This window comes from Vibrio sp. OPT46 (genome assembly GCF_015163535.1).
Taxonomy (GTDB): Bacteria; Pseudomonadota; Gammaproteobacteria; order Enterobacterales; family Vibrionaceae; genus Vibrio; species Vibrio alginolyticus.
Genome location: NZ_JADDYG010000244.1, coordinates 178,560 through 186,044, shown reverse-complemented (window position 1 = coordinate 186,044; position 7,485 = coordinate 178,560). Strand labels below are relative to the sequence as shown.

Annotated in this window: 6 protein-coding genes and 1 pseudogene; 6 read left to right on the top strand and 1 reads right to left on the bottom strand. The window is 43.5% G+C overall.

All coding sequences use genetic code 11. From position 1 onward, the window contains the following. The first annotated feature begins 371 nt into the window (after positions 1–371). The 5 genes and pseudogenes from IQR33_RS10965 (at position 372) to IQR33_RS10945 (ending at position 5,369) form a co-directional block, all read left to right on the top strand. Positions 372–1,222 (top strand): annotated as a pseudogene (locus IQR33_RS10965) (hypothetical protein). A 4-nt stretch (positions 1,223–1,226) separates the two neighbouring features. Then, positions 1,227–1,994: a CDP-alcohol phosphatidyltransferase family protein gene (locus IQR33_RS10960; RefSeq protein ID WP_080996661.1), complete on the top strand. Its 768-nt coding sequence runs from the start codon at positions 1,227–1,229 to the stop codon at positions 1,992–1,994. Then, positions 1,987–2,919 carry a phosphatidate cytidylyltransferase gene (locus IQR33_RS10955; RefSeq protein WP_017635765.1) on the top strand — a complete coding sequence of 311 codons (933 nt, stop codon included), beginning with the start codon at positions 1,987–1,989 and terminating at the stop codon, positions 2,917–2,919. Before IQR33_RS10960 ends, IQR33_RS10955 begins: the two co-directional genes overlap by 8 nt. A 9-nt stretch (positions 2,920–2,928) precedes the next feature. Further along, the gene (locus IQR33_RS10950) at positions 2,929–3,573 is read left to right on the top strand and encodes a lysophospholipid acyltransferase family protein (RefSeq protein WP_017635764.1); all 645 of its coding nucleotides are present in this window, start codon (positions 2,929–2,931) and stop codon (positions 3,571–3,573) included. A 545-nt stretch (positions 3,574–4,118) separates the two neighbouring features. Continuing rightward, positions 4,119–5,369, top strand: a complete 1,251-nt coding sequence (locus IQR33_RS10945; protein ID WP_017635763.1) for a DEAD/DEAH box helicase — start codon at positions 4,119–4,121, stop codon at positions 5,367–5,369. Positions 5,370–5,520: 151 nt separating this feature from the next. Here IQR33_RS10945 and IQR33_RS10940 read toward each other — a convergent pair whose 3' ends face one another. Beyond that, the gene (locus tag IQR33_RS10940) at positions 5,521–5,937 is read right to left on the bottom strand and encodes a VF530 family DNA-binding protein (protein ID WP_005375544.1); all 417 of its coding nucleotides are present in this window, start codon (positions 5,935–5,937) and stop codon (positions 5,521–5,523) included. 418 nt (positions 5,938–6,355) lie between these two features. Between IQR33_RS10940 and IQR33_RS10935 the strand changes: the two genes are divergently transcribed. Beyond that, positions 6,356–7,485 (top strand): DUF3360 family protein (locus tag IQR33_RS10935; RefSeq protein ID WP_228013849.1); only part of this gene is annotated, 1,130 nt, incomplete at its 3' end.

Sequence of the window (7,485 nt, the reverse complement as noted above, 5' to 3'; positions counted from 1 at the left end):
GCTAACTAATCAGTGTCCCAATTAGACTCTGAATACATTAGCGCAAACCAACGCCGTTATTTGGATTTTTCACTTGCAAAACGGGGCGTACCATACATTTTGTCCAGAAATTTTACCGTGGGCAACTTCTAACGCAAAAGTGCCCCAAAACTCGCTAGACCAAACACTCTAGAAGATCTGTGTCGTTCATTTTACCCTACGAAAAGTTATCCGATAGAATGTAACCCAACACTATTGAGCCTTCATTGTGCCTGTTTGGTCTGTCAAATTGTCTATTTAACTGGTTAAATCATCAGGTAATCTTTTTGAGGATGATAAATAACTGAAAATATTGTTATTATCCTTTTTATTTATCAGTAAAACCGACTCCCATGAGATATGAATCCGCTCCGTAGCCCAAAAAGAAAGACAAGAAACAACTAGAGAACGAGTAGCTCGCCAACGTCGAGAGCGCAGGAAGAGGGAAGAGTTGAGGTATACCGCGAGCGATGAAAAGCGAAGGACAGAAATTAGAGAGAGGGTTCTTAGAGATAGACAAGAGGCTGGATTAGGTCAAATCTCTCAAGGTTTAAAAACGCCTCAAATTCTGAGCGATTCTACCGGGCAACAGTGTTCACTTGAAGATGAAATGACTAAAAATCATCAACATATACTTATTACTGATTTAGAAGATGCGCACAAGATATTGCATAACGTTTGGCTCGATTCTGGTTGCGAGTATTAATGCAGCAAAATCATGGTTCAACCACACAGAGCCGATGTTTGACGCCGCGTCTATTGCTAAGCAATTCGGGGATATGAACATTAAGGCGGATCTTGTTGAGAGCAGAGGAAAAATCATTGTCGCATTCAATGGGACAGATCAGAACGGGAAAGCACTCAAACATGCGTTTGTGAATGGCGCTCGTATCAACATGAACGGAAAAAATACTCGCTTAACTCATTTAAAGCAATGCAACCGGGTTTTAGCCCGAAATCTAGGGTTGCAAACTTTAAAGGTGCAGGAGCTTTAACGTTTGTTGTATCGGCGAGTATTGCTGCCAGTGACCTAGTGTTTAAAGATGATTACCACCTAGTGTATTGGTTTGGGAATGTTCGCTCTGACATGTTCAAATTTATACTCCAGAGCGCACATGGTGAGGCCGCGTTGTTTGCTGCTGCTTTCTTAGGTCAACCGATAATTATATGTGCAATTGCTGTAACAGCGACAAAACTTATTTAAGGACATGGACTGCATGGAATCCAAAAACGAGTCTAATCGACGCCCTCTTGCAGTGCGTAAAATCTCAGTTATCAAACGAATTGCTATTTGGCTGAGCCAAAAAAACATTACCCCTAACCAAATCTCACTGATGAGCATCCTCTTTGCCGCTATTGGCCTTGCTTTTGCAGCTAGTTATCGCTTCTGGCCTACGCCAATTTGGTTAGTGCTGTTCGCTCTGATGGTTCAAATGCGGTTATTGTGCAATCTATTTGACGGAATGGTCGCTGTAGAAGGTGGGAAGAAAACCCCTGCTGGTGAGTTGTTTAACGATGTTCCAGACCGTATTGCCGATCCGCTGTTGATTATCGCTGCTGGTTTCGTTGCTCATTCAGCATTTTCTATGCCTCTAGCTTGGATTGCGGCACTATTAGCGGTACTCTCAGCTTACATTCGCGTTTTGGGTGTTAGCATGGACTGCTCGGCCGACTTTCGAGGACCAATGGCTAAGCAGCATCGAATGGCCCTACTCACAGTAACTCTTTTAGTAATGGCGATTAACCATTGGTTTACGTTATCACTTGGCATTTATTTGATGGACATATCGCTTGCAATCATGGTAATTGGCTGTGCTGTAACTTGTTGGCGTCGTTTGGTATGTATTTTTAATGCTAAAAAAGAACTCGCTAACTTATTATTGAACCATGAAAAAAATCATCAGGCCAAGCATTCTAAGTCTCTAACAGCCAACGAGACAATCGATAAGGCGGTAGGTGAAACTAACCATGATTAATATCCCTACGCATTCGTTATACATGATGGCCGCCATCACACTCGTACTAGTGATTGGCACTTTGGTTTACCTGTATTTGTCACGCCATAATCTTAATAAGGATTACCACGAGCTTAAACTTCGCATTCGTTCTTGGTGGTGGATGATCGGAATCGTCTTTGTTGTGCTCTATCTGCCCACTCAATACACGCTGATTTCTGTCGCCTTTTTGAGTTTTATGGCGCTGAAAGAGTTTCTCTCTGTAGTACCAACGCGCATGACAGATCGACGTGTGATCTTCTGGGCTTACCTTTCGATCCCGTTTCAATACTACTGGTTATCAATCGGTTGGTATGGCATGTATATCATCTTTATTCCTGTCTTCACCTTCCTCTATCTTCCAATGGTCGCGGTGCTGATTGGTGATACCAAAGGTTTCATTCGCTCAGCAGGTATCATTCACTGGGCGCTAATGCTGACGGTATTTTGTGTTAGTCATATGGCATATTTATTGGTATTGCCCAGCAAGAATCCAGAGACCGGTTCAATGGGAATGCTACTGTTCTTATTGGTATTCACTCAGTTTAGTGATGTTTGTCAATACGTATGGGGTAAGAGCTTCGGTAAACACAAAATCGTACCGAAAGTCAGTCCAAACAAAACATGGGAAGGCTTTATTGGTGGTGCGGCAACCATCATCATCACTAGCTATTTTGTGGCACCTTACCTGACACCATTAACTTCAGTTCAAGGTTTAGTTGCAGGGATGATTATCGCCTTGAGTGGCTTTATTGGCGATTTGGTAATTTCATCGGTTAAACGTGACTTACAAATTAAGGATACCAGCCAGTTTATCCCCGGCCATGGCGGCATTTTAGATCGTATTGATAGCCTGATGTTCACCGCCCCCTTATTCTTCCACTATATTTATTACCTCTACTACTAAGAAGACGATATGAAAATTTTAAAAGTTTTGTTCGTCTTGCTGTTTGTGAAACCACTGGTGTTTGTTGGTTTGGGGCTCAACATCATTAATCGGCAAAATCTGCCAAGCAATGGTCCTATGGTGGTCGCGGCTAACCACAATAGTCATCTCGATACTTTGGTATTACTGGCACTCTTTCCTATCAGTATGGTACATAAGGTGCGTCCTGTGGCAGCAGCCGATTACTTTCTCAAAAACAAAGTATCAGCATGGTTATCACTCAATATTTTGGGCATTATTCCCATCCATCGTTCACCGAGTAAAAGCGAGCGGCATACTGTATTTGATGAGTGCCATAAGGCACTTAATCAAGGAGATATCTTGATTATCTTTCCTGAAGGTAGTCGCGGTGAACCTGAAACTATGAGCGGGTTAAAGAAAGGGATTTATCACTTAGTTAATGAACATAAAACTTGTCCTGTCATTCCGGTGGTGATGCGCGGATTAGGTCGAGCGCTCCCTAAAGGAACAGCGATGCTTGTTCCTTTTAACTGTGATGTTGTATTGGGAGTGCCAATCGCGAGGTTTGAAAATGCAGATGACTTTCTAATAACCATGCAAGTTGAATATCAACAGCTTGCACAAGCATGTATTGTGACTAACCACGAAGAGTAGATACGTTCTAGCTCGACAGTACTCCATTATCGTTTAAAGCAAGAGCCCCAAAAACTTAGGGAATCCGTTTGTCTTACTAGATCCGAACCAGCAATTTTGGACACTGAATTAAGTAATTTTCTATACTTGAAGTTACTCGTACATTACTAATTTAAGTAGAAGTTCTAAGTAACTTTGCCCACCTGCAAGCTATAGTATTTTCTCAAGCTATATTAAGTTCTTAAAACCGCAGAGCTTAAATAGTGTGGTTAAGCCTTTGATTCGGATGTGGCCTGCCTTTGTAATCTCTTTCCCCAAAATACAATGTGTTTTGTTTTACAGGAGTCAGAATGCCTGACTCCTTTTCCCTTTGCTTGTCGTGAGCTCTACCATCTTGGTCGTAGAGTATTGGTTATCGAAATCATTAACTCATGTTAGTGAAAGGAAGTTCCTGAACCCTATAGTGCTTCTTTCACCAATCTTCTGTTTGGGCCATTATCTCTAACATCCAGACGCGAAATAGCATAAGATACACGGCCTTTACTAGCACTGAGCCACTCATCGTAATGACAGATAAAACACAGCAAGCGACATTTGCCGATCTTGGCCTGATTCCAACCTTAGTCGAGCGACTAGAAGCGTTAGAATACAGCCAACCGACGCCCATTCAATCCCGTTCTATTCCTGATATCCTTGAAGGGAAAGATATTATTGGTGGTGCCAATACGGGGTCTGGTAAAACCGCTGCTTTTTCGCTGCCAATCTTGCAAAAAATTGTTCAGCAAGACGAATCAAACAATCGCCGTGGTAACTTCGTTTCTCACCTGATTTTAGTTCCAACTCGTGAGTTGGCATCACAGGTGGCATACAACGTCAAATCTTACTCATACCATCTTCGAGATAAGATCAAAACGGTTGCCGTATTTGGTGGTGTATCGGTGAACCCACAAATGCTGGCGCTTCGTGGTGGCTGTGACATCATTGTTGCAACGCCGGGTCGATTACTTGATCTGGTATCCAGTAACGCGATTAAGTTGGACCAAGTAAAAACGCTTGTTCTTGACGAAGCCGACCGAATGTTGAGCCTCGGATTTACCGAAGAACTGAATAAGATTCTTGCGTTACTACCAGAGAAGAAACAGACGCTGTTATTTTCTGCTACTTTCCCTGATAAAGTCACGACGCTGGCTCAGCAGTTGCTCCGCGATCCTGTTGAAGTTCAGTTGCAGAGCGCAGAAGCCAGCACTTTGGTGCAGCGCGTGTTTATTGTAAATAAAGGTGAGAAGACGGCGGTACTCGCGCACTTAATCAAACAGCATCAGTGGCGACAGACTTTGATTTTTGTGAATGCTAAGAATGCCTGTAACCATTTAGCTCAAAAGCTGTCAAAACGCGGTATTACCGCTGAAGTTTTCCATGGTGATAAAGGGCAGGGCGCTCGTACTCGTGTCCTTGACGGTTTTAAGTCTGGCGAGATTCAAGTTCTTATTGCCACCGATATCGCAGCACGCGGCCTTGATATTGAAAAACTTCCAGTGGTGATTAACTTCGATCTTCCGCGTAGCCCTGCTGATTATATGCATCGAATCGGTCGTAGTGGTCGTGCTGGTGAAGTAGGTTTAGGATTATCTCTTATCGATTACGACGACTACCACCATTTCAAAGTGATAGAAAAGAAAAATAAGTTCCAACTTGAACGCGAGCACGTAGTCGGTTTTGAAGTGGAAGACGATCAGAGTGAAGCCTACTTTTTACCAATGAAGCCGCGAGCGAAGCCGGCAGGTACGGGTAAAAAGAAGAAAAAGCGTAATCAATAGAAAACGTAAACTACATGTGAGTTTACTTACGGGAGTTGTTAGAGAAAGGGAATGCTCACTAGCTTGAGTCTTCGCTTCTAGCCATTCCTTTAAAGAACAATAGAGCCCTGCTGGAGCTACCAGTAGGGCTCTATTGCTTTTCAAGATAGTGTTATTGGCGACGAGCAGGGCGTCCGCGAGGTGAACGCTTTTTAAATGCAGACGCTGCTTTAGCTTGTGACTTAAGAATAGAGTCAACGGTTAGTGGCATAGGTTCTTTAGGTTCAAGGCCATGAGGGAACGTACGAGCTCTTGGCGGTAAGTTGTATTCTTCTTCGCTCGCGCGTGGCATGCGCTTAAAACGATAAAGGTAAAAGTTTTCTAATTTTTCTCTCGCCCATTCGGTTTTCTTTAAATACTTCACGCTACTTGCAATCGAAGGCTTAGTGTTAAAGCAATTAAAACGCATTGCTGTATCTAGAATGTCCCAGCCGTAAAAATCTACTAACTCTTGCAACATAGTCTCTAGCTTTAACCCGTGCAGTGGATTGTTCTGTTGCAGCTCGATTCTCTCTTCGTCAGTCATCATTTTTAAGGGCCTTACTCATTAAAGGGCGGAGTTTAACAAAGTATACAATGTAGAGATATCGATAGTTACTTTGCGATGGATGCGAGCACAGTGCTCTCTACCTTGAAAGTATAAATCGGAATTGGCCGCTCTACTTGGCTCTCTGCTCAAAAATGACTCTTAAAAGTTCAAGCGTCCCAGCTCGATGTTAAATTATTGTGTAATAAGTGAGATTTTTGTTGTTCTTTTACTAATGTCTAATATTCCTACCCATAGCAACACATGCTTAATAAGCTCAAAATCAAAATTGGTTCATGCCGCTTTCTTAGTATGGCCTAGAAGTTTGATGTGGGTGTTGTCTCGTATTGGTCGAAGGCCTGTCTACCAAGCGAAACTCTAGTTGACGTAGTTCAACGTTGAAACATAAAAGGATGACTCAATGTCTGACAAAAGTAAGACTTTTTACAGGGATGTGCGCAAAAAACCGCATGAATTTGAAAACCGAGAAGACTTTCTAAATCATGATTTAACCGTCATGAGTTTCCGTCGCTGGGGAATTCATTTGCCCTCACGTGATTACAGTATTGAAATCGAAGACTGGGTACCGGCATTAGCAGCAACCATTGGTAAAGTGGTTATGGTCACTGCCATGGTTTCCGCTTTTGCTGCTCAGTTTGGTTTATCTCCGGAATTCATTGCAGAAAACGTGCGTTACGAATTACTTATCGCTGGAGCCCTGTTCGTCATCCTGTTTTCTGCCATACTAAACCCGAATGCAAACTTAGCGGGAACCCATGGCCCAATGATACCGCTGATTCCTATGATTGCAGCTGCAGGAGGGCACCCTCTCGCGCTAGGTTTGATGGTATGTGTTTTTGGGTTAATTCTCGCCTTAACCAAAGGTGGCTCTAAACTCATGACTCTGACTGGTATCGGGGTTCGAGGAGGGTTGTTGATCTACCTTGGTGCTGTTGGGTTGCTCGGGCAAATTAATAAGACGGAAGCGTGGGCTGCAAGTACGGACCAAGGTTACATTTCGTTTGTGGTCATAGGCCTAACCGTTATGGTTTACGCTTACTTAGCCAAGATCAATAAACGTTGGCTCGCTATCCCATTGTGCTCTGCACTCGCGGGTATTGTTGCTTATTTGATGGGCGCTGAGTTTGCTTTTACCACAGAGCCGGGCCTGCCTAATTTCAGTCCATTTTACTGGTGGGGTGAAAATACTGGTTGGCAACTAGGCTGGCCAACTCTAGAGCACTTTATTGCCGTGACTCCATTTGCTCTATTGGCAGTCGCTATGTGGTCCCCTGATTATCTCGGCCATCGTGTGTTTCAAGAACTTAACTACCCAAAAGAAGCGAAAGGCGTACTCATGGATGTCGACGACACGATGGTCGGAGCGTCTGTTCGTCAGGGGGTTGGTTCACTATTAGGTGGCGGTAATTTAGCTTCTTCTTGGGGTACGTACATGATTCCAGCCGCAATTGCCAAACGTCCTATTCCAGGTGGCGCACTGTTAACGGGTTTCATGTGTATTGCGGCGGCGGTAATTGGCTACCCAATGGA